A 20,107-nucleotide genomic window follows, 5' to 3' on the forward strand; every position below is an offset into this window, starting at 1 on the left:
GACACGGAAAGACCCCCGGGACGTGATGTCCCGGGGGTCCGGTAAAGCCGTGGGGCGGACTATGCCTGCGTTGCGGCCTTGCGGGCGTCCTGCCCGGCAGCGTCCGGCAGTTCGTCCTGGGTGCTGAAGCTGTCCGAGCTGGCGTACCCGTCGCCCATGTTCCTGGACCGGGCCAGCAGGCCCAGCACACAGCCGATGGTCAGGCCCACGTGCACCAGGGCCAGGGCGACCACCGCCAGGATGGAGCCGCTGACGTTGAGCAGGTACTGGCCCATCATGGGCGCCGTCCCGGCAAACAGGGTGGAACTGAGCTGGTAGCTCAGGGAAATGCCGGTGTAGCGGATATTCGGCGGGAAGGATTTGGCCAGGATCCCGGCCAGCGCGGCGTAGTACATGGAGTGCGGGATGGTGGCCACCGCCATGCCCACCACGGCCAGCAGGTAGTTCCCGGTCCCGATCATGATGAACATCAGCGGCATAAAGACCAGTTCCGGCACCAGCAGCAGCAGGACGGCCTTGCGCAGGTCCATCTTCGAGGCGATGACGGCGCCGAAGGGCTGCACGCAGAACTGCACCACCAGGGCAATGGTCACGATGGTCAGGAAGGTGGAGCGGTCAAACAGCCCGCTGTCCACGGCCCAGGCCAGAGCGAAGGTCCCCTTGAAGTAGGTGGCGGAGACGGCGATGATGCAGGCGCCGATGCCCAGGACCACAATGCCCTTGGAATGGCGCAGCACCTCGGTGAACGGGGTCTTGGCGACGGTCTTGGTGACCATCATTTCCTTCATGGCCGGGGATTCCTCGATGCTCAGCCGGATGAACAGGCCAATGCCCACCAGGACGGCGGAGAGCAGGAACGGAATGCGCCAGCCCCAGGAGAGGAACTGTTCGTCCGGCAGCTGTGCCACGGCGAGCCACACCAGGGTGGAGAGCAGGTTGCCCATGGGGGAGCCCTGCTGGGCGAAGGCGCCGTAGATGATGCCCTTGCCCTTGGGTGCGTGTTCAGCGGCCAGGACGACGGCGCCGCCCCACTCGCCGCCCATCGCGATGCCCTGGATGAGGCGCAGGAACACCAGGATCACGGCGGCCCACATGCCGATCTGTCCGTACGTGGGCAGCAGCCCGACGGCGGTGGTGCAGATGCCCATCATCAGCAGGGTGGTGACCAGCGCCTTCTTGCGGCCGAACTTGTCACCGAAGTGGCCGAACACCACGCCGCCCAGCGGCCGGGCCAGGAACCCGACCCAGAAGGTGGCGAAGGCGGCAAGCGTGCCCACGGCGGCGTCCTCGGCCGGGAAGAAGATCTGCCCGAAGACCAGGGCCGAGGCGGTGCCGTAGGCGTAGAAGTCGTACCACTCGACGGTGGTTCCGGCGAAGGAGGCGAAACCGGCCTTCTTTGCCATCCGGGTGCGCGTTTCCGCGTCAACCGCTGGGGTTTGATTAGTGCTCACAACAGCTCCGGTGTAAGTGACGGGGGGGATGTGTGACAGGCCACACATAAAGATTTCCTCACTCACCTTGCCAGTACGCACTGAGAGCGTCCAATAACCAATCTGACCAACAGTAGGACGAAATATTACTGAATTACCGAGGAGGGCCGGCTTTCCTCGGGAATCGGGGTGGGAAGGACTTCTTCGGCAATCTTCAGCACCGCCTGAACCGCTGCGGAAGCATTGTCCTTCCGCCAGGCCAGGACGGCGGCCATCTCCGGAATATCGTCATCGAGATTCCGATAAACCAGTCCGGGGGTATTGATGTGCTGGACCGAAGAAACCGTAATTGTTACGCCAACGCCCGCCGCCACCAGGCCCAGGATCGTGTAGGAATCCGGAGCCTCCTGCATGATGCGCGGCGTGAAGCCGGCATTCATGGCCACCTGGATCAGGGCATCCCGGACGGTGGAGCCGCGGGTCCCCGGGAACGTCACGAAGGGTTCCTCGGCCAGGTCCGCCGCACTGATGCTCTCGCGGCCGGCGAGGAGGTGGTCGCTCGGCAGGGCAGCGACCAGCCGCTCGTATTCGTACACCCGGGTGCTCAAGGCCGAATCACGCACCGGCAGCCGGGCAAAGCCGATGTCCAGGGTGCCTGCCGTGACTTCGGCCAGGGCCGCGCCGGCGTAGGTCTGGCCCTGCAGGACCAGCTCGATGCCGGGTTGTTCGGCGCGTACGGCCCGGGCCAGTTTGGGCAGTGCGGCACGGCTGCTGGCGCCGGCGAAACCCACCACCACCCGGCCCACGATTTCCGAGTTGCCCAGCACCGCTGCGCGCTTGGCCACTTCGACGTCGGCGAGCACCTGCCGGGCCGGGCCCAGCAGTGCCGCACCGGCGTCACTCAGCGTCACGGACCGGGTGTTGCGGTGGAAGAGCTGGACCCCGAGTTCCTTTTCCAGATGCCGGATCTGCTGGCTCAGCGCCGGCTGGGCCGTGTGCAGGCGCGCGGCGGCCCGGCCAAAATGCAGTTCCTCCGCCGTTGCCACAAAGCCGATCAAATGCCGAAGTTCCATGGTCCGTCCCGCTACTAGGTAATCATTGAGATCTATTTCTTATCACACAAGGCATTTCTAGGTATTGGACCGTTATAGATCGGCGGTGCCAGTATGAGGGGCACCACAAAAACCCGGAGGCCGTACAGAAATGATCCAAAAGCAGTATTCCCTTCAGGATGCCGTTGCCGAATTCGTCAAAGACGGGGACACGGTGGCGCTGGAGGGATTCACGCACCTGATTCCCTTTGCCGCCGGGCATGAAATCATCCGGCAGGGCCGGACCGGACTGACCCTGGTGCGCATGACACCCGACATTGTGGCGGACCAGCTGGTAGGTGCCGGCGCCGTGGACAAAATGATCTTCGCCTTCACCGGCAACTCGTCGGTGGGCTCCCTCTACGCCATCCGCCGTGCCGTGGAGGCAGGCGGTCCCGGGTCACTCACGCTGGAGGAATACAGCCACTACGGACTCCTGGCCCGCTACCAGGCCGGCGCTGCGGGGATCCCGTTTATGCCGGTGCGCTCCTACGCCGGCAGCAGCCTGCCGGAGGTGAACCCCAATCTGCGCAAGGTTGCCTCGCCCTTTGACCCAGGGGTGGAGACCTACGTGGTTCCGGCACTGAATCCCGACGTTGCCATCATTCACGCCCAGCGCGCGGACCGGCACGGCAACATCCAGAGCTGGGGCATTCTCGGACCGCAGCAGGAAGCGGCGTTCGCCTCCAAACGCACCATTGCCCTGGTGGAGGAGATAGTGCCTGACGAGGTGATCCGCTCGGATCCGAACCGCACCGCCGTCCCGGGGTTCGCCGTCGACGCCGTGGTGGAGGTGCCCTACGGTGCCCACCCCTCCTTTGTCCAGGGCTACTATGACCGCGACAACACGTTCTACCGCTTCTGGTCGGCCATCAGCAAGGACCCTGAACGCCTTGAGGCCTGGCTGCAGGAATGGGTCCACGACACCGGAGACCACGCCGGCTACGTCGCCAAACTCGGCCCGGACTTCTTTGCCCCGCTGACCCCCGAACCGCACCTGTCCACCCCGGTAAATTACGGAAGCGTCCGATGACTCCCTTCACCGCCCTCCCGAACGACACCGCCGCCGCAGACGACGCGGCCGCACCCGCATACACTTCCAGCGAACTGCTGGCAGCGGTCAGCTGCCGTTACCTGCAGGGCACCCGCCGGGTCTTTGCCGGCATCGGACTGCCCACCCTCGCCGTGGCCCTGGCCCAGAAGTCCACCAGCCCGGACATTGAGCAGGTCTATGAATCCGGCGTCTGCGGCGCCCATCCGCCCCGGCTGCCCGAGACCATTGCCGATGCCTCGCTGGCCACCGGTGCCGAGGCCATCCTCACCATGCCCGTGCTGTTCGGCTACGTGCTCCAGGGCGGCTGGATTGACGTGGGGTTCCTGGGGGCGGCGCAGATTGACCGGTTCGGCAGCCTGAACTCCAGCGTCATCGGAGACTGGGAGTCTCCGGACGTCCGGTTGCCCGGTTCCGGCGGCGCGGCCGAAGTGATGGCCAACTCCGCCGAGGTTTTTGTGGTGATGCGCCGGCACAACCCCACCTCCTTTGTCCGCGAGCTGGATTTCTGCACCAGCCCCTCACCCCGGATTGCCCGGGAAAAGGACCCGCTGGTTCCCGCCCAGGGCCGCGGGGTGACCACCGTCATCAGCGATCTTGGCGTGCTTAAGGCGGATGAAACCGGGGAACTGTGCCTGGCCACGGTGCACGAGGGTGTCAGCGTGGAACAGGTGATCGAGGCCACCGGCTGGCCGTTGAAGGTGCTGCCCGGCTTGTCCGTGACCCCCGCACCCACCGCGCAGGAACTGGACCTGCTGCGCAATGAGATCGATCCCGGCCGCGTGTACCTGCGCTGATCACGGACAAGGAGACCAGCATGTTCAGTACCCCCGTTTTCGCCGGGCGCACCGCCCTGGTGACCGGCGGCAGCGCGGGCATTGGCCTGGCGATCGCCGGGACACTCGCCGGCCTCGGCGCGAAGGTAGCGGTGGTCGGCCGGAACAAGGACCGGTTGGACGACGCCGTCGAACAGCTCCGCGCCCACGGCGGCGAGGTGCGCGGCTACGCAGTGGATGTCCGGGACGCCGCGGAAGTGGCAGCCGTGGTGGACGCCGTCACCGGCGACCTTGGCCCGGTGAGCCTGCTGGTGAACAACGCGGCGGGCAACTTCCGCGTGGACCCGCTGCAGCTCTCACCCAACGGATGGGCCGCCGTCGTGGACATCGTCCTCACCGGAACCTGGAACGTCACCTCCGCGGTGGCCCGTACCGCCGTGGATACGGGCACCGGGCTCTCCGTGGTCAGCATCGGCACCTCCGCCGCCGTCACCGGCAGCGCCAGCACCGTCCACTCAGCCAGCGCCAAAGCCGGCGTGGAAGCCATGACCAAATCACTGGCCAAGGCCTGGGCACCGCACGGTTTCCGGCTCAACGTCCTGACCCCGGGACTCACCGAGGGCACGGGCGGCACCACGGCGCTCTACCCGGACGCGGACGCGGTGCAGGAGCATGTGCACCGGATTCCGCTGCGCCGGCTGGCCCGCCGCGAGGAAATAGCCAATGCCTGCGCCTATCTGCTCAGCGATTACGCTTCCTACATCACCGGCACCACACTGCTGATCGACGGCGGCCGGCAGCTGGGCGACCAGTGAGCCCCGCACCCGTTTCTGTTCCACCGACCCTAAGCGAGACCTGACAATGACGTCCCTTTTTGCCGAATCCGCGTTCACCACGCTGCTGGTCACCGAGACCGAAGACCGGATCCAGGTCCAGCTGAACCGGCCCGAGGTGCGCAACGCCATCGACGCGGCCATGGTGGAGGAACTGCACGCCGTCTGCGCCGTGCTGGAGCGCCACCCGCGGATCCTGATCCTCTGCGGCACCAGTGCTGGCGGCCGCGGGGTGTTTGCCTCCGGCGCCGATATTTCCCAGCTGCGCGAGCGCCGCCGGGATGACGCGCTGGCCGGCATCAACTCCAGCGTTTTTGCCCGCATTGCCCAGCTGCCGCTGCCGGTGATTGCCGCACTGGACGGTTTCGCCCTGGGCGGTGGCGCGGAACTCGCGTACGCCGCCGACTTCCGGCTGGGCACACCCACGCTGAAAATCGGCCAGCCGGAGGTGGGTCTGGGCATTATGGCCGCCGCGGGGGCCACCTGGCGGCTGAAGGAACTGGTGGGGGAGCCGCTGGCAAAGGAACTGCTCCTGGCCGGCCGCATCCTCAACGCGGAGGAAGCCCTGCAGGCACGCCTGGTCACCGAACTGCACGAACCCGTGGACCTGCTGCCCGCCGCCCATGCCCTGGCGGACCGTATTGCCGCACAGGATCCGCTGGCCGTCCGGCTGACCAAAAGCGTGTTTGCCGCCCCGCGGGAGGCACACCCGATGGTGGAAACCCTCGCACAGGGCATCCTCTTTGAATCCGAGGCCAAGTTCGAGCGGATGCAGTCCTTCCTGGACCGCAGTGCCGCCCGGCAGGCCGCCAAGCAGGCAGCGGCACCCGCCGCATCCAGTTCCACGCCGGCATCCACTTCCACACCCGCACCGAATTCCACTCCCGCACCGAAGGACAACGCATGAGCACCGCCGAAAATCTTTCCGCCCCGACCAACCCGTCCGCCGAAACAACCGAGGCCGGCACCGCTGCCGTGCCCGCCGTCGTCGGCGTCCTGGGCGGCGGCCGGATGGGCGCCGGCATAGCCCACGCCTTCACCGTCGCGGGTGCGGACGTGGTGGTGGTGGAGCGGGACCAGGCCGCGGCCGACGCTGCCCGTGAAAGGGTGGCAGCCGCGCTGGCCAAGAGCGTGGACCGCGGTACCACCACACACAGCCTCGATGAGCTGACCGGCCGGCTGAGCGTCTCCACCGACTACGCGTCCTTTGCCGGGTGTGATCTGGTGGTTGAGGCCGTGCCCGAGGACTTTGAGCTGAAGTCCTCGGCCCTGAAAGCTGTGGAGGAACATTTGGCCGACGGCGCCTGGCTGGCCACGAACACGTCCTCGCTGTCCGTGGCGAAACTGGCTGCCGGTCTGGCCCGGCCCGAACGCTTCTGCGGCCTGCACTTCTTCAACCCCGTTCCCTCCTCGCTGCTGGTGGAGGTGGTGCTGACGGATAGCACGTCCGCGGAACTGGGGGAGGCCGCCCGGGAGTGGACCGCCGCGCTGGGGAAAACCGCCGTCGTTGTCCGGGACGCCCCCGGCTTCGCCTCCTCCCGCCTGGGGGTGGCCATTGCGCTGGAAGCCATGCGGATGGTCGAAGAGGGCGTGGCCTCGGCCGAGGACATTGATGCGGCCATGGTGCTGGGCTACAAACACCCCGTGGGACCGTTGCGCACCACCGACATGGTGGGCCTGGATGTGCGGCTGGGCATCGCGGAGTACCTGCACGAGACGCTCGGAGAGCGGTTCGCGCCGCCGCAGATCCTGCGGGAGAAGGTGGCCCGCGGGGAATTGGGCCGCAAGAGCGGCCAGGGCTTCTTCAGCTACTGATCCGCTTCTTCAGCTACTGATCCGCGTCTTCAGCTACTGATCCAGGGCCAAAAGTAAGGGCCGGGGCACCATGCCCCGGCCCTTCCTTTATGTGCGCTGCGCTGCTGCTGCCTACTCGCCCTTGAGCGCGTTGATGCCGGTAATTTCGCGGCCGATCAGCAGGGACTGGATGGAATCCGTTCCTTCATAGGTGTAGACCACCTCCATGTCCGTCATGTGCCGGGCCACCTGGTACTCCAGCAGCAGGCCGTTGCCGCCGAGCATGTCCCGGGCCTCGGAGCAGATCCAGCGGGCCTTCTTCGCGGTGTGCATCTTGGCCATGGAGGACATGGGGCCGGTGAGCTTGCCGGCCTCCTGCAGATTGGTGATGCGGAAGCAGATCAGCTGCATGGCGGTCAGCTCGGCCAGCATGTTCGCCAGCTTGTTCTGGACCAGCTGGAACCCGGCAATCTGCTTGCCGAACTGCCGGCGCTGCAGCGAGTAGGCCAGTGCTGCTTCATAGGCCGCCATGGCGTGGCCCAGTGCTTCCCAGGAGGCGTTGCCGCGGGTGGCCATCAGCACCCGGCTGACATCGCGAAATCCCTTGGAATCCACCAGCACGTTCTCCGCCGGGATGCGCAGGTTGGTGATGGTGATGTCCGGCTGCAGGATGGCCCGCTTGCCCACCTTTCCGGTGATGACCTCCGCCTGGTATCCCTGCGGATAGGTGCCGTCCGCGTTCTTCTCCATCACGAAGCCCTTGACCTTGCCGTCGGCTTCATCCCGCGCCCAGATCACGACGACGTCGGCGAAGCTGGCGTTGCCGATCCACCGTTTTTTGCCGTTGAGGATGTAGGAATCCCCGTCCCGGCGGGCCGAGGTCTCCAGCCCCACCGAATCCGAGCCGTGGTCCGGTTCGGTGAGGGCGAAGGAGCCGATGGCGTCCAGGTTCGCCATGCGCGGCAGCCAGCGGGTTTTCTGTTCCTCGCTGCCCAGCAGGTTGATTGAGCCCATGGTCAGGCCGGACTGCACACTCAGGAAGGTGTTGACGCTGCCGTCCACCCGGGACATCTCCATGGAGACCAGGGCGGAGGAGAGCCGGTCCATGCCGGGGCAGCCGTAGCCCTCAATGGTCGTGCCCACCACGCCCAGGCCGGCCAGCTTGGGAACCAGCTCAAAGGGGAACTCGGCACGGTCCCAGTAGTCGTTGATGATCGGTGCCACCTGCTCGTTCGCGAAGGTGCGAACCCGCAGCTGCACCTCGCGCTGCTCATCGGTCAGGGATTCCTCGAGGAGGTAGAAATCGGTTGCGTCGGTCATTGCTTCTCCGTAGTTCTGCCGGGGCGAGCCGGGTGGTTATCGTGGGGGTTCGGTGGGGGAAAGGTAGCGGGACAGGTAGTCCGTTTCGGCCGGCTGCAGCGTGCGTGAGGTTCCGGCGGCCGGGTCCAGCGGCACCAGGACGGTGCTGCCGGTAAAGCAGGCCTCACCGGACTGCAGTGCCCGGTAGGCAATGGTGAAGGACCGCGAACCGATCCGGCTGATCCACAGTTCCATCTCCAGCTGCCGGTCATATTCCACCGGGCGGCGGTACTCCACGTTGAGGGAGGCCACCACCTTGGGATCGCTGAAGCTCCCGACGCCGGCGGAAGCCGCCTGCCGGTTCAGCCACAGGATGCGTGCCTCTTCCATGAGGGTCACAATCCGGGCGTTGTTCACGTGCCCGTTCAGGTCCTGGTCCGACCAGCGCAGCGGCAGGACACAGGTGAACATACCGGCGTCGGCTTCTCCTGGTGAGGCTGTCCCGGGTGAGGCCGTCCCGGGTGCGGCTGTCCCGTGCGGGGGCGCCTGGTCATGCGCGGCGGAAGTGCCATTCATGGGAGTGTCCTTTGGTGATAACCGGTGGGGTCGATAACCGGTGCGGCCAGGGATAGGTGAACAGAGGAACCGGTGGACTTAGCGGCCGGTGAATCCGGGGGAGCGGCGCTCGCGGAAGGCAGCCTTGCCCTCGGCGAAGTCCACGGTGAAAAACAGCTTGGGCTGGTGTTCGGCCTCTGCTTCCAGCGCGGCTTCCAATGTGGGTGTTCCGGAGGCCAGAACGGCCTTCAGTGCGGCGACCGCCAGCGGTGCCTGTCCGGCCAGGCTCTCTGCCTGCGCCAGGGCAGCGGCGGGCAGATCGGCGGCGGGATGCACGGCGTCGGCCAGCCCGGCTGCCAGGCACGCGTCCGCATCCAGGACGTCGGCCTCCAGCAGGATCTGGCGTGCGCGGGAGGCGCCCGCCCGCTGCGCCAGCGTGGCGAGCAGGCCGCCGTCCGGGATCAGGCCCAGGCGGGTGAACGGGAAGAGCAGGCGCGCGTCCGCAGCCATCAGGACATAGTCGCAGGCCAGGGCCAGGCCGGCGCCCATGCCCGCGGCAGCCCCCTCCACCACAGCGATGGTGGGAACGGGGAAGCCGGCCAATAGCCGGATCATGTCCCCAACGTCGCGGAGCCGCCGAGCGGCGGTGGCCGGGTCTTCGGGCGGCATGGCGGTGAGATCGCCGCCGGCGCAGAAGCTGCCCTGCGCCCCGCGCAGCAGCACCACCCGCACCTGCGGGTCCCCGGCGGCCGCCGTCAGTGCGGCAGTGAGCTCCTCGCGCATGGCATTGCCCATGGCGTTGCGCCGTGCCGGGTCATTGAGGGTCAGCGTCAGGATGTGATCCTGCCGGTCCGCTTTGATGAGCAACTGCGTCTCCTGTTTTATTTAAACCGGATGTGTCCGCTGCCACTCTTCCAAACGCGATTATAAATATCCAATACTTATTGCCTATCCGATTTATCGGTAAATCAGCTTAGTGAGGAATCATTCATGCACTCACCGGTACCTGTTAAGCACGTGGCGGTCCTGGGCGGAGGCATCCTGGGGGTTTCGACGGCGGTGCACCTGCTCCGGGACGGCGCGTCCGTGGTGCTGGTGACGGAAGCAGGCGTGGCCAGCGGGGCCTCCGGGCGGTCCCTGGCCTGGCTCAATTCCGCCGGCGGCCGGCCCGAGGCCTATCACCGGCTGCGGATGGCCGGCATTGACCGGTACCGGACCCTGCTGGCGCAGCATGCCGGGATTGACTGGCTGGGATTCGGCGGCGGCATCCACTGGGACGGACCCGGCAGCGGGGAGGCTCTCCGGGAGCGGCACGACGCCGAGACCGGCCATGCTTATGCCTCCCGTCTGCTCCGCGAGGGCGAGGTTGGGGAAGCTCTCGCCGGAATTGATCCCGCGGTGGACCTCGGATCGGTAGCCGGTCCGGCGGTGTCCAATCCCGGCGAGGGATGGGTCAGCCTTCCGCACCTGATCCGGCACCTGCTCGTTGAGTTCCGGGCCCTGGGCGGCGAGCTGCATGAGCATGCCGGCAAGGCCGCCGTCGCCGTCGAAAACGGCCGGACCGTCGGGCTGCAGCTGCCCGGCGGCGGTACCGTGCGCGCGGATGCGGTGCTGGTGGCTGCCGGTGCCGACACCCCCGCCGTAGTGGGGGAGCTGGGCATTAACCTGCCCGATGCCTCGGACCTGGCCATGCTGGTGATTACCGAACCCGCCGGTACGCCGCTGTCCTCGGTGCTGAACACGCCACGGGTTTCGGTACGCCCGCACCCCGGCAACCGCCTGGCCATGGACCATACCTGGTTTCTGGACCGCATCATCCGGGATCCCTCCGGCGCCTACAGCATTGATCCGGCCACCGTGCAGGAACTGGCCGATGAAGCCTCCCGGGTCCTCGCCGGGCACCCGGCCCTGCATCCGGCGGAATATCTGATCGGCCGGAAACCGGTCCCCGGAGACGGGCTCCCGGTACTGGGGGAACTCAAGGGTGCACCCGGATGCTTTGTGGCGTTCACGCACTCCGGTGCCACGCTGGGGCTGATTGCCGGCGAACTGCTGTCGCGGGAGATCCTCACCGGCCGCCGGCATCCGATGCTGGCGGAGTTCCGGGCGGAGCGGTTCAGCTAGCTTCGGTGGCCGCTATGCCGTGCGAGGGGGCGGCCAGCAGCGGGGCAAAGGCCAGTTCGGCGGCGCCCACCAGCAGCAGCTCCGAGCGCAGCTCGGCCCGGCGCAGGCTCACCCGTTGGCCCAGGCCGGCAATGGCCTCTGCCGCCACGGCATCGGCGAGCCGCTCCGGTGCGCAGGAAAACAGGGTGCCCAGGAAGCCGCCCAGCACCACGGTTTCCGGGTTGAAGATGTTCACGAAGTTCGTCAGTGCCACCGCCAGGTAATCAAGCTGCCGTTCCACCTCCGTCTGGAGTGCCGGGGTCCGGGGGCCGGTCATCGCGGTGTCGAGCGCATCCTGGTCAGCGCGCTGGAGTCCCAGCACCCCCAGTAGCCGGGCCAGGCTCACTTCGGTTTCCAGACAGCCGCGGCGGCCGCAGTGACACTGGGCGCCATCGGTGCGGACCAGGGTATGGCCCAGTTCCCCGGCATACCCGTCGGCACCGCGCAGCGGACTGCCCGCTGCCATGATTCCGCCGCCGATGCCGCTGGCGCTGCCGTTGAGATATACCGTGTTCCCGGCGTCGGCGGCAGCGCCGAATAGGCTCTCTGCCAGTGATCCCAGGGTGGCGTCGTTGCCGGCAGCCACCGGCAGCTCCAGTGCCTCGGCCAGCGGCGCCGCCAGCGGTTCCTGCCGCCAGCCCAGATGCGGAGCCAGCAGGACCAGCCCGTCGGAGGTGCGGGTGAGTCCGGGAACGGCGACTCCTACGCCAACAATCCGGTCCATGGCGGCCAGATCGGTGGACATTCCGGCCAGCACGGCCCGGGTGATGGTGACGGTCTCGGCGACGCTCGGAGCGGCGGTGGTGTCGTGCCGGACGCGCCGGTGTACGCGCCCGCCCAGCCCCACGAGGCCCACCGTCACGGCGTCCACATCCGGATGCACCACGACGGCGGAAACCTGCGAATTCGGGTGCACCAGCGGGCTCGGCCGGCCCACCCGGCCGGCGGGGGGATCGGTTTCGTAGGCCAGTCCCATGGCTGCAAGTTCCGCGGCCAGGGCGCCGACGGTGGAGCGGTTGAAGCCGGTCAGCCGGGTCAGTTCGGCCCGGGAGAGCGGGCCGCGGCGGTGCAGCAGAGTCAGCACCCGGGAAAGGTTGGCGGTGCGCAGGCTGTCGGAGCCGCCACCTGCAGGCGCCGGTGGGGTGCCGCCGTTGCTACCGTCCATCGCCGTGCCTTCCCTGAATCCGTTGCGTCAGCCTCCACAGTACCTGTCCCGGAAGCGGATTAGTTGGGATGGCAAACAAATGGGGCTACCACCGGCTCCGCTGTGCGGTGGAGTACTGGGGGCGCGGCCGAAACGGCGGATCGGTCAGTTGAGAAAACCATTGACAGGCCGCGTGCAGGCCAATATGTTGTGGCTACCAACTAATTCTGTGATCTGGAGCTAACGTGACAATGACGCCATCGCCTTCCGACCGGTTTACCTTCGGCCTCTGGACCATCGGGTGGACGGGAACGGACCCCTTCGGCACTCCCACCCGTGCGGATCTGGACCCCGTCGAGGGCATGCACAAACTCGCTGAACTCGGCGCCTACGGGGTGACCTTCCACGACAATGACCTGGTTCCCTTCGACGCAACGCCGCAGGAACGGGACCTGATCCTGAAGAACTTCACCAACGCCCTGGCCGAGACCGGTCTCAAGGCACCCATGGTGACCACCAACCTGTTCACCCACCCGGTCTTCAAGGACGGGGGCTTCACCTCCAATGACCGCTCGGTCCGCCGCTTCGCGCTGCGCAAGGTACTGCGCAACATCGATCTCGCCGCCGAACTCGGGGCGGAGACCTTCGTGATGTGGGGAGGCCGCGAAGGCAGCGAATATGACGGGTCCAAGGACTTCGCCGCCGCCTTCGAGCGGATGAAGGAAGGCGTGGACACGGTTGCCGGTTACGTCAAGGACAAGGGCTATGGGCTGCGCCTGGCCATTGAGCCCAAGCCCAACGAGCCGCGCGGCGATATTTTCCTGCCCACCATCGGGCACGCCCTGGCTTTTATTTCCCAGTTGGAGCACGGCGACATTGTGGGCCTGAACCCGGAAACCGGGCACGAGCAGATGGCCGGGCTGAACTTCACCCACGGCATCGCCCAGGCCCTCTGGTCCGGGAAGCTGTTCCACATTGACCTCAACGGGCAGAAGTCCATCAAGTTCGACCAGGACCTGGTCTTTGGCCACGGCGACCTCACCAGTGCCTTCTTCACCGTGGACCTGCTGGAAAACGGCTTCCCCAACGGCGGTCCGCGCTACGAGGGTCCGCGGCACTTCGACTACAAGCCCTCCCGGACCGAGGGTTATCCCGGCGTGTGGGAATCGGCCAAGGCCAACATGGACATGTATCTGCTGCTCAAGGAACGGGCCGCGGCCTTCCGGGCCGATTCCGAGGTGCAGGAAGCGATGGCCTACGCGGGCATCGGTGAACTGGCCGAACCCACGCTCGCCGCGGGCGAAACTGTCAGCGATTTCCTCGCCGATGCCGCCTCCTTTGAAACCTTCGACGCCGCTGCCGCTGCGGAGCGGGATTTCGGTTTTGTGAAGCTGAACCAGCTGGCACTGGAACACCTGATGGGTGCCCGCTAGGCTGCCTCCACCACTCAGCACCGGTAGTAAAAGACTGCTGCCGCCCGGCCTGTGACGGGCCGGGCGGCAGCACCCCGTGGAAAAGCAGCACCCGTTGAAAGGCGCCGCCCGTTGAAGGGCGCCCTCGTTTGAAAGGCACAGCCATGCCCCTTGTCGCCGGAATCGACAGCTCAACCCAGTCCTGCAAGGTTGTCATCCGCGACGCCGCAACCGGCGCGCTGCTGCGTGAGGGCTCGGCCCGCCATCCCGCCGGTACCGAGGTGGACCCCGAGGCCTGGTGGACAGCCCTGCAGCAGGCCGTGGCCGCGGCCGGCGGCCTTGCTGATGTTGCCGCGGTATCCGTGGGAGGGCAGCAGCACGGCATGGTCTGCCTGGATGAGACCGGCGCCGTCGTCCGCCCGGCGCTGCTGTGGAATGATGTCCGTTCCGCTGCCGCGGCGGAGAAAATGGTGGCCGACGCCGGCCCGGACGGCGCTCGCTACTGGGCGGAGCGCACGGGGTCGGTGCCGGTGGCCTCGTTTACCGCTGCGAAGCTGCGCTGGCTGGCGGAAAACGAACCGGCGAACGCCGCGCGCACGGCTGCGGTCTGCCTGCCGCACGACTGGTTGAGCTGGCGGCTGGCCGGCTACGGACCCGGATCAGGTGCTGACGGCCTGGCCGCACTCACCACCGACCGGTCCGATGCCTCCGGCACGGGCTACTGGTCACCGGCCAGCGGAGAATACCTGCCCGACGTCCTGGAACAGACCCTGGGTCATGTACCCCGGCTTCCCCGGGTGCTCGGGCCGCTCGAGGCGGCGGGACGGACCCCGTCCGGCGCCCTGATCGGACCCGGTGCCGGTGACAACGCTGCGGCCGGGCTGGGTGTTGCCGCCGGTGTGGGGGACGTTGTGGTTTCCATCGGCACGTCCGGCACGGTGTTCGCCGTCGCCGATGCCCCTACGGCGGATTCCACCGGGCTGGTGGCCGGCTTCGCTGATGCCGGCGGGAACTTCCTGCCGCTGGCCTGCACTTTGAACGCCTCACGGGTGCTGGATGCCACCGCCGGGATGCTCGGCGTCGACCTGCCCGAACTGACCAGGCTGGCACTGACCGCGCCGAGCGGGGCGGAAGGCCTGGTTATGGTGCCCTATTTCGAGGGGGAGCGGACCCCTAACCTGCCCGATGCCACCGGCTCGCTGCACGGGATGACGCTCACGAACTTCACCCCCGCCAACCTGGCCCGCGCCGCCGTAGAGGGCGTGGCCTGCTCCCTCGCCGACTGTTTTGCCGCCCTCAGCGACACCGGCGTCACGCCAGAACGCGTGATCCTGGTGGGCGGTGCCGCCCGATCCGCGGCGATGCAGCAGATGATCGCGGCAGTCTTTGAGCTGCCGGTGAGTGTGCCCCCACCCGGGGAGTACGTGGCCGACGGCGCCGCCCGGCAGGCCGCCGCCGTCCTCACCGGTGCCTGGCCGGCCTGGGATGACGCGGCGTCCACCACCGTGATCACTGCCGATCCCGCGCCCGCGGTGCTGCGCCGCTACCGGCAGGTGGCCGGACACGCGGGACTGCCCGCCACCCGATAGGCTCGATGCCATGACTACTTCCTTCGGCCCCAACGGCACCCCCGTGGAACTGTCCGCCGGCCCGTACCGCGCCACCGTTTTCCCCGTCGGCGCCACTCTGGCCGCCCTCACCCGCGACGGCCGGCACGTGGTGCTGCCGCTGGCCGAGGACACCGTGCCGCACGCCTATACCGGCAAGGTGCTGATGCCCTGGCCCAACCGGATCACCGGCGGCCGCTACTCCTTTGAGGGCACCGACTACCAGGTGCCGGTCAACGAGCCCGAGACCGCGATGGCGCTGCACGGGCTGGTCTGCTGGGACGAGTGGGAGGTCGCGGACTCCGCGCAGGACCGGGTGGTGCTCAGGCATCGGCTGATGGGCCAGCCGGGCTATCCGTTCCCGCTGGAGCTGGAAGCGGTCTACATGCTCGACGCCGAGACCGGGCTCAGCGTGGAACTGGCCGCACGGAACGCCGGCACCTCGGCGGCCCCGTACGGTGTCTCCACCCATCCGTATCTGACCGCAGATCTGGCGCCGGTGGACCGGTGTGTGCTGGAGGTGCCGGCGGCGCAGGTTCTGGGCGGACCGGACCAGCCGGGACGTCCCCTGGACCTGTCCGAACTGCAGGATGTAGCGGGCAGCCCGCTGGAGTTCACCTCCGACGAACCCATCGGCAGCCGCACCGCCGATCACGCCTATGCCGGCCTGCCCGACGGCGAGTGGCAGGTGCGCCTGACCGATCCGGAAACCGGCATCGGGTCCGTACTGTCGGCGGACGGTAAGTCCGCGCCCTGGCTCCAAATCTACTCCGGCGAGCAAATGGGCCGCCTCGGTGTTGCCGCCGAACCCATGACCTGCCCGCCGGATGCCTTTAACTCCGGCGAGGGCCTGATTGTGCTGGCCCCCGGGGAAGAACACCGGCTCGGATTCCGGATCGCCGGGATCTAAGCGCCGGCCTCTGTTCCCGGCAGCCCTGGGCAAGTCAGTACCCTGCCCAGGGCGGACGTAGACTGCTCCGATGCTGACCCTCGAAACCCGCCGGCTGCTGCTGCGCCCGTACACGTCCGCAGACGCGGACTTCGTTCTGGACCTGTACTCGCGAATGGAGGTCCAGCGGTACATCGGCAATCCTCCACAGCTGATGCAGAACCGGTCCGAGGCACTGGCCCTCATCGAAGCGTGGCATCGGCGGGACGACGGAACCTGCGGCATCCGGGCGGTGGAGGACAAGCACTCCGGAGAACTTGCCGGGACCCTGCTGCTCAAGCCTATTCCGGCGTCGGGCCCGGAACGGCGGCCGTCCGGTGATATTGAAATCGGCTGGCATTTCCACCCGGATAGCTGGGGAAAGGGATACGCGTCGGAAGCGGCAGCCGTTGTGTTGCAGCATGCGTTCGATGCCGGCCTGCCGCGCGTTGTGGCGGTCACCATCCCTGCGAATGCGGCGTCCATGCGGGTTTGCGAGAAAACCGGCCTGCAGTACCGGGGACCTACGGATCGCTACTACAACACTGTGTGCGAGCTGTTTACTGCTGATAACCCGCAGGCGTAGGTCCTGACCCGTCCTACCCGCCGCCGAGCTGTTTCTGCAGGAAGTCCAGTGCGGCCAGGTCATCTTCGATACCGCCGGCCTCGTGCCCGTTAAAGGGCCACACCCCCAGATCCTTGGGACCGGCATAGTTGTTGTATGCGGCGTAGACCGTGGACGGCGGAGTGATCGTGTCCATCAGACCTACGGAGAACAGCGCCGGCGCCTTGGAGCGCCGGGCCAAATGGACGGCGTCGAAATAGCGCAGTGTTTCCATCACCCGGTCGGTGGACCCGCGATGGACGGCAAGGAAGTCACAGACTTCCCGGAAAGGGTACGCATCTGTGACGCTCACCGCCCGCGGAATGTCTGCGAGGTACGGGACAAAGGCGACGACGGCGGCCACCTGGGGACAGAACGCCCCGGCTGCCAGTGCCACGGATCCTCCCTGGCTCTGCCCCAGTACGGCCACCCGGTCCGGATCCACGACGCCGCGCAGGTCAGCAGCACCGTCCGGACCGCCAACTTCGGCTGAATCCAGTGAACGCAGGGACTGCACCGCCCGTACGGCGTCAGTAAACAGCCGTCGGTAGTAATAGGTCTCCGGATCCAGTATCCCGCGGGTCATCACACCGGGACCCTGCGGGCCGGCACTGCCCGCGCCGTCGGGCGTTGCGCCCTTACTCCAGCCGGCGCCCTGGCCGCGGGAATCCATGTGAAGATGCGCGAAGCCGGCGGACGCCCAGAACAGGTTCTCGTGTGCGTCGCCGCGGCCACCGCCGTACCCGGCAAACTGCACCACACCCGGGATGGGGCCCTCGGTGCGCAGTGGCTGGGCCGGCAGCCGCAGCCAGGCGCGGATCAGTTCACCGCCGAAGCCGGAAAAGACGACGTCGTACAGTTCCACCGTGCGCAGTGTTGCCGGGCACGGGGTGACTTTCAGCGCCAGCGGGTAGAGCCGGGCATCGTCCAAGGTGTCTTCCCAGAACGCATCAAAGTCCTTGGGCTCGCTGGTGGTGCCGCGGTACGTGGCGAGCTGGTCGACAGGCAGATCGGAGTACATCGGCGGGTCCTCGTTTTCAGTGCTTGTTCCGGTGCTGGTGTCAGGCCGGGGTCACGGCCGCGGGGCAGTGCAGCCGCCGGGTGTGGTCCACCTCCCGGACTGTTCCGATCAGGCTAACCGGCAGGGCGGCGCGGATGTCGCCGCTGGAGGCCCCGAGTCGCAGTTCCAACTCTCCGGGCTCCACAATACGGTGCCCGTCCCGACCGGTGAAGGACGCAGCGTCAGCGGGCACAGTGAAGGACACCCGTGCCGACGCGCCCGCGGCCAGCGGCACCCGGGCGAACCCGGCCAGCCGCTGCACCGGACGGACCACGGACGCCACCGGATCATGCAGGTAGAGCTGGACGATCTCCGCGCCGTCGCGTTCGGAAGTGTTGGTGACCGTCACGCCAACCGAGGTTTCGCCGTCGACGCCGAACTCCGCCGGACCTTCCAACGCGGCATCGGACCAGGCGAAGGTGCTGTAGCCCAGCCCGTGGCCGAACGCGAACGCGGGCGTCGGGTCAATGCTGGAAACGTCACTGGACTGTGCCAGCGGCGCCGCCAGGTAAGTGGAGGGCTGGGCGCCGGGGGAGGCCGGCACACTCACCGGCAGCCGGCCGCTGGGATTGACCCGGCCGCTGAGTACCCCTGCCACGGCAGGTCCGCCTTCCTCGCCAGGAAAAAAGGCCTGCACTATTGCTGCTGCCCCGGTTACTGCACGGCCCAGCGCGTAGGGACGGCCGGTCAGCAGCACCAGGACCACCGGGGTCCCCGTGTCCAGCAGTGCCTCGAGGAACTGCTGCTGCACGCCGGGCAGTACCAGCGATTCGGTGTCGCAGCCCTCCCCGCTGGTGCCGCGGCCAAACAGCCCGGACCGGTCACCCAGGACGGCTACGGCAACGTCCGCGCCCCGGGCCGCTGCGAGCGCGGCAGCGAATCCGTCGGCTTCCGGCCCGTCCACGCTGCAGCCCTGGGCCACGGTGATCTCGCTGTTCGGGAACTCGGCCCGCAGCGACGCGGCCACGGTGGGCAGTTCGATTCCGGCGGCTACTTCCGGATGCTGCACTCCCACGTGGGCGGGGAAGGAGTAACAGCCCAGGAAGGCCATGGGGTTATCCGCATTGGGCCCGACGACGGCGATCCGTCCCGGCGCTGCCAGGGGCAGAATGCCGTGGTTGGCGGTCAGCACCAGTGCCTGTTCGGCCACTTCGGCGGCCAGGGCGCGGTTCTGCGGTCCGTCCAGGTCCACGGAACCCCGGACGGCGGCGGGGTCCGGATCCGTCCCGGACAGGACCGGGGGTGCGGGGGACCAGTCCGGGTCCAGCAGGCCCAGCTGGATCTTCTGGGTCAGGACGCGGTGCAATGCCGTGTCGATGACGGCTTCGTCCAGCCGGCCGGACTCCAGCTCGGCCAGCAGCGGCTCGCCGAAGGCATCCACGGTGGGCAGTTCGACGTCGACGCCGGCGGTCAGCGCCGCCGCGGCGGCCTGGCCCATGGTGCCGGCCACGCGGTGCAGTTCCTTGAGGAACCCGACACCGAAGTAGTCCGCGACCACGGTGCCCTCGAACCCCCACCTGTCCCGCAGCAGCCCGGTCAGCAGGTCCCGGTCCGCGGCGGAGGGCACGCCGTCGACGTCGGTATAGGCGTGCATCACCGAACGCACCCCGGTTTCCCGCACCGCCATTTCAAAGGGGACCAGCAGGACGTCGTTGCGCTCGCGGACGCCGATGGACACGGGGGCGAGGTTGCGCCCGGCCTTGGACGCCGAATAGCCCACGAAGTGTTTGAGGGTGGCCACCACGCCGGCGCCTTCCAGGCCCCGGATGTAGGCGGAGGCGATACTGCCCACCAGATAGGGATCCTCGCCGATGGTTTCCTCCACCCGTCCCCAGCGGGCGTCGCGGACGACGTCGAGCACCGGGGCCAGGCCCTGATGCACGCCCACCGAACGCAGGTCCGTACCGATGGCGGCCCCTACCCGGCCAATGAGCTCCGGGTTGAAGGTGGCGCCCCAGGACAGCGGCACCGGATAGGCGGTGGCACCCCAGGCAGCGAAGCCGGCAAGGCATTCCTCGTGCGCCATGGCCGGGATGCCGAACCGGTTGGCTGCGGCGATCCGCTCCTGGGTGCGCATCAGGGACAGGGCCCCCATCCCGGCATCCACCGGATGGGTGCCGAACGGCCGGGTGAGCTGGCCGAGTCCGTCGGGGAGCAGGTCCTCCAGCGGTACGGGTTCCTTCATGTCGTGCTGGTGCGGAGCCACCTGGCCGCCTTCGCTGGAGGCTCCCACCCAGACGCCGAAGAGCTGGGCCACCTTCTCGCGACGGGTCATCTGTGCCGCCAGCAGGGAGGCACGGTCCTCAGTGGTCCGGGAGGTGTCCCGCCAGGGGAGGTAATCAACGGTTGTTTCGCTCATG

Annotated in this window: 18 protein-coding genes; 10 read left to right on the forward strand and 8 right to left on the reverse strand. The window is 67.7% G+C overall.

Going from position 1 to position 20,107, the window contains the following annotated elements; translation table 11 throughout:
- Positions 1-59: 59 nt before the first annotated feature.
- A complete protein-coding gene (locus AC5RVB_RS09795; protein WP_227905265.1) occupies positions 60-1,451 on the reverse strand; it encodes an MFS transporter in 1,392 nt (463 codons plus the stop codon).
- Positions 1,452-1,576: 125 nt separating this feature from the next.
- On the reverse strand, positions 1,577-2,503 hold the full coding sequence (locus AC5RVB_RS09800) for a LysR family transcriptional regulator (protein WP_494142590.1): 927 nt from the start codon (positions 2,501-2,503) through the stop codon (positions 1,577-1,579).
- 130 nt (positions 2,504-2,633) lie between these two features.
- Here AC5RVB_RS09800 and AC5RVB_RS09805 point away from each other — a divergent pair, with 130 nt between their 5' ends.
- Genes AC5RVB_RS09805 through AC5RVB_RS09825 form a run of 5 tightly spaced genes read left to right on the forward strand, consistent with a single transcriptional unit; the run spans position 2,634 to position 6,996 of the window.
- A complete protein-coding gene (locus AC5RVB_RS09805; protein WP_494142591.1) occupies positions 2,634-3,554 on the forward strand; it encodes a CoA transferase subunit A in 921 nt (306 codons plus the stop codon).
- Positions 3,551-4,369 (forward strand): CoA-transferase subunit beta, encoded by an 819-nt coding sequence (locus tag AC5RVB_RS09810; RefSeq protein WP_494142592.1) that lies wholly within the window; start codon positions 3,551-3,553, stop codon positions 4,367-4,369. Before AC5RVB_RS09805 ends, AC5RVB_RS09810 begins: the two co-directional genes overlap by 4 nt.
- 20 nt (positions 4,370-4,389) lie before the next feature.
- Positions 4,390-5,163 (forward strand): SDR family oxidoreductase, encoded by a 774-nt coding sequence (locus AC5RVB_RS09815; RefSeq protein WP_494142593.1) that lies wholly within the window; start codon positions 4,390-4,392, stop codon positions 5,161-5,163.
- Between the two features lie 46 nt (positions 5,164-5,209).
- Positions 5,210-6,088, forward strand: coding sequence for an enoyl-CoA hydratase/isomerase family protein (locus tag AC5RVB_RS09820; protein ID WP_494142594.1), 879 nt, complete (start codon positions 5,210-5,212; stop codon positions 6,086-6,088).
- The gene (locus AC5RVB_RS09825) at positions 6,085-6,996 is read left to right on the forward strand and encodes a 3-hydroxyacyl-CoA dehydrogenase family protein (protein ID WP_494142595.1); all 912 of its coding nucleotides are present in this window, start codon (positions 6,085-6,087) and stop codon (positions 6,994-6,996) included. Before AC5RVB_RS09820 ends, AC5RVB_RS09825 begins: the two co-directional genes overlap by 4 nt.
- A gap of 111 nt (positions 6,997-7,107) precedes the next feature.
- Here AC5RVB_RS09825 and AC5RVB_RS09830 read toward each other — a convergent pair whose 3' ends face one another.
- The 3 genes from AC5RVB_RS09830 to AC5RVB_RS09840 form a co-directional block, all read right to left on the reverse strand.
- The gene (locus AC5RVB_RS09830; RefSeq protein WP_494142596.1) at positions 7,108-8,295 is read right to left on the reverse strand and encodes an acyl-CoA dehydrogenase family protein; all 1,188 of its coding nucleotides are present in this window, start codon (positions 8,293-8,295) and stop codon (positions 7,108-7,110) included.
- 36 nt (positions 8,296-8,331) lie between these two features.
- Positions 8,332-8,850, reverse strand: coding sequence for an acyl-CoA thioesterase (locus AC5RVB_RS09835; protein WP_494142597.1), 519 nt, complete (start codon positions 8,848-8,850; stop codon positions 8,332-8,334).
- Between the two features lie 78 nt (positions 8,851-8,928).
- Complete coding sequence (locus tag AC5RVB_RS09840) at positions 8,929-9,696, reverse strand: enoyl-CoA hydratase/isomerase family protein (RefSeq protein WP_494142598.1); 768 nt, start codon at positions 9,694-9,696, stop codon at positions 8,929-8,931.
- 123 nt (positions 9,697-9,819) lie between these two features.
- Here AC5RVB_RS09840 and AC5RVB_RS09845 point away from each other — a divergent pair, with 123 nt between their 5' ends.
- Positions 9,820-10,953: an NAD(P)/FAD-dependent oxidoreductase gene (locus AC5RVB_RS09845; protein ID WP_494142599.1), complete on the forward strand. Its 1,134-nt coding sequence runs from the start codon at positions 9,820-9,822 to the stop codon at positions 10,951-10,953.
- On the opposite strand, the gene AC5RVB_RS09850 is transcribed toward AC5RVB_RS09845, so the two are convergent.
- The gene (locus AC5RVB_RS09850) at positions 10,946-12,157 is read right to left on the reverse strand and encodes an ROK family transcriptional regulator (RefSeq protein ID WP_494142600.1); all 1,212 of its coding nucleotides are present in this window, start codon (positions 12,155-12,157) and stop codon (positions 10,946-10,948) included. The genes AC5RVB_RS09845 and AC5RVB_RS09850 overlap by 8 nt on opposite strands.
- 230 nt (positions 12,158-12,387) lie before the next feature.
- Between AC5RVB_RS09850 and xylA the strand changes: the two genes are divergently transcribed.
- From xylA to AC5RVB_RS09870, 4 genes are all read left to right on the forward strand, one after another.
- The gene (xylA, locus tag AC5RVB_RS09855; protein ID WP_494142601.1) at positions 12,388-13,569 is read left to right on the forward strand and encodes a xylose isomerase; all 1,182 of its coding nucleotides are present in this window, start codon (positions 12,388-12,390) and stop codon (positions 13,567-13,569) included.
- Between the two features lie 143 nt (positions 13,570-13,712).
- A complete protein-coding gene (locus tag AC5RVB_RS09860) occupies positions 13,713-15,137 on the forward strand; it encodes a xylulokinase (RefSeq protein WP_290245521.1) in 1,425 nt (474 codons plus the stop codon).
- Positions 15,138-15,147: 10 nt separating this feature from the next.
- Positions 15,148-16,065 (forward strand): aldose-1-epimerase, encoded by a 918-nt coding sequence (locus AC5RVB_RS09865; protein ID WP_494142602.1) that lies wholly within the window; start codon positions 15,148-15,150, stop codon positions 16,063-16,065.
- Between the two features lie 70 nt (positions 16,066-16,135).
- Positions 16,136-16,669 carry a GNAT family N-acetyltransferase gene (locus AC5RVB_RS09870; RefSeq protein ID WP_494142603.1) on the forward strand — a complete coding sequence of 178 codons (534 nt, stop codon included), beginning with the start codon at positions 16,136-16,138 and terminating at the stop codon, positions 16,667-16,669.
- A gap of 13 nt (positions 16,670-16,682) precedes the next feature.
- Here the strand turns inward: AC5RVB_RS09870 and AC5RVB_RS09875 are convergent, their stop codons facing one another.
- Positions 16,683-17,708, reverse strand: coding sequence for an acetylxylan esterase (locus AC5RVB_RS09875; RefSeq protein WP_494142604.1), 1,026 nt, complete (start codon positions 17,706-17,708; stop codon positions 16,683-16,685).
- Positions 17,709-17,748: 40 nt separating this feature from the next.
- A complete protein-coding gene (locus tag AC5RVB_RS09880; protein WP_494142605.1) occupies positions 17,749-20,106 on the reverse strand; it encodes a beta-xylosidase/alpha-l-arabinosidase in 2,358 nt (785 codons plus the stop codon).
- Between the last annotated feature and the right edge of the window lies 1 nt (position 20,107).

It is taken from the genome of Arthrobacter sp. Y3225209, from assembly GCF_059090685.1.

Bases quoted from the DNA above. Each gene is read 5' to 3' on its own strand.
- AC5RVB_RS09880 (WP_494142605.1), bottom strand. From the start codon at position 20,106: ATGAGCGAAACAACCGTTGATTACCTCCCCTGGCGGGACACCTCCCGG.
- AC5RVB_RS09805 (WP_494142591.1), top strand. From the start codon at position 2,634: ATGATCCAAAAGCAGTATTCCCTTCAGGATGCCGTTGCCGAATTCGTC.
- AC5RVB_RS09835 (WP_494142597.1), bottom strand. From the start codon at position 8,850: ATGAATGGCACTTCCGCCGCGCATGACCAGGCGCCCCCGCACGGGACA.
- xylA (WP_494142601.1), top strand. From the start codon at position 12,388: ATGACGCCATCGCCTTCCGACCGGTTTACCTTCGGCCTCTGGACCATC.
- AC5RVB_RS09870 (WP_494142603.1), top strand. From the start codon at position 16,136: ATGCTGACCCTCGAAACCCGCCGGCTGCTGCTGCGCCCGTACACGTCC.
- AC5RVB_RS09820 (WP_494142594.1), top strand. From the start codon at position 5,210: ATGACGTCCCTTTTTGCCGAATCCGCGTTCACCACGCTGCTGGTCACC.
- AC5RVB_RS09810 (WP_494142592.1), top strand. From the start codon at position 3,551: ATGACTCCCTTCACCGCCCTCCCGAACGACACCGCCGCCGCAGACGAC.
- AC5RVB_RS09800 (WP_494142590.1), bottom strand. From the start codon at position 2,503: ATGGAACTTCGGCATTTGATCGGCTTTGTGGCAACGGCGGAGGAACTG.
- AC5RVB_RS09875 (WP_494142604.1), bottom strand. From the start codon at position 17,708: ATGTACTCCGATCTGCCTGTCGACCAGCTCGCCACGTACCGCGGCACC.
- AC5RVB_RS09860 (WP_290245521.1), top strand. From the start codon at position 13,713: ATGCCCCTTGTCGCCGGAATCGACAGCTCAACCCAGTCCTGCAAGGTT.
- AC5RVB_RS09865 (WP_494142602.1), top strand. From the start codon at position 15,148: ATGACTACTTCCTTCGGCCCCAACGGCACCCCCGTGGAACTGTCCGCC.
- AC5RVB_RS09815 (WP_494142593.1), top strand. From the start codon at position 4,390: ATGTTCAGTACCCCCGTTTTCGCCGGGCGCACCGCCCTGGTGACCGGC.
- AC5RVB_RS09850 (WP_494142600.1), bottom strand. From the start codon at position 12,157: ATGGACGGTAGCAACGGCGGCACCCCACCGGCGCCTGCAGGTGGCGGC.
- AC5RVB_RS09825 (WP_494142595.1), top strand. From the start codon at position 6,085: ATGAGCACCGCCGAAAATCTTTCCGCCCCGACCAACCCGTCCGCCGAA.
- AC5RVB_RS09845 (WP_494142599.1), top strand. From the start codon at position 9,820: ATGCACTCACCGGTACCTGTTAAGCACGTGGCGGTCCTGGGCGGAGGC.
- AC5RVB_RS09830 (WP_494142596.1), bottom strand. From the start codon at position 8,295: ATGACCGACGCAACCGATTTCTACCTCCTCGAGGAATCCCTGACCGAT.